We start from the raw sequence: 693 nt of genomic DNA on the forward strand, positions 1-693 counted from the left end.
CAAACTCGGTGGAGCTAAGGGGATTCGAACCCCTGACCTACTCGATGCGAACGAGACAACCTGCGCGTTTGTAATTGTTAGCCATGATGGGTGCGTTGCAAAACAGCACGTCAGCGCGTTGATTGTGTTGGGTAACGATGACGGTTGCTGAATCTACTGCGGACCCACTGCGGACCCACTATGCATGCCGGAGGCTCCAGCAAACTTCCAAAACGGCATCTCTATGCTCGATGAACATGCGGGTCAGAATACGGAAAGATGCATGAACAGGGTCCTCAGCGTCGCGGAGCGTGACCAAGTTGTCGAGTCGGTCCTTGCGCTGGTTCGGCGGAGATTGGGAGAACAACTCCGCCGCCCTCAGCGAACTGCAGCGAGCGCTGAATGATGCACCGGCCGACCTGTTCGATACAGACGACATACGGGCCTGGCGCGACCATCTATCCGTCATCATCGAGCCGGCATAGCCAGAGCGCGGCCCGAGCCCGTCTAGTCGTCGTCCTCGTCATCGATGTCGTCGGCGTCAACGCCGACGAGTTCGGCCAGTTCCTCACGGGTCGGGATCGCGTCGGACAGCAGCGGCAGGTCATCCGGGTCAGGTTCGTCAATGCTCGTCATGATTATCCTTCCTCGCATCGAACATCAGAGGTGTTCACCAGCCGTGGACGGGCAGACGGCTGTTATGCATTGGACCTT

The 693-nt window shown here is 58.3% G+C and carries 2 protein-coding genes and 1 tRNA gene; 1 reads left to right on the forward strand and 2 read right to left on the reverse strand.

The features are described from left to right. Nucleotides 1-9: 9 nt before the first annotated feature. Nucleotides 10-107: transfer RNA gene (locus F6Q13_RS18910), tRNA-OTHER, on the reverse strand. 183 nt (nucleotides 108-290) lie between these two features. On the opposite strand from F6Q13_RS18910, the gene F6Q13_RS18915 reads away from it, so the two are divergent. After that, complete coding sequence (locus F6Q13_RS18915) at nucleotides 291-464, forward strand: hypothetical protein (RefSeq protein ID WP_293059783.1); 174 nt, start codon at nucleotides 291-293, stop codon at nucleotides 462-464. A gap of 22 nt (nucleotides 465-486) precedes the next feature. Here the strand turns inward: F6Q13_RS18915 and F6Q13_RS18920 are convergent, their stop codons facing one another. Then, nucleotides 487-615, reverse strand: a complete 129-nt coding sequence (locus F6Q13_RS18920; protein WP_293059786.1) for a hypothetical protein — start codon at nucleotides 613-615, stop codon at nucleotides 487-489. Nucleotides 616-693 lie beyond the last annotated feature (78 nt).

The organism is Mycobacterium sp. (genome assembly GCF_008709575.1).
Classification (GTDB): domain Bacteria; phylum Actinomycetota; class Actinomycetes; order Mycobacteriales; family Mycobacteriaceae; genus Mycobacterium.

Coding starts and splice junctions, on each gene's coding strand:
- F6Q13_RS18920 (WP_293059786.1), bottom strand. CDS start 615: ATGACGAGCATTGACGAACCTGACCCGGATGACCTGCCGCTGCTGTCC.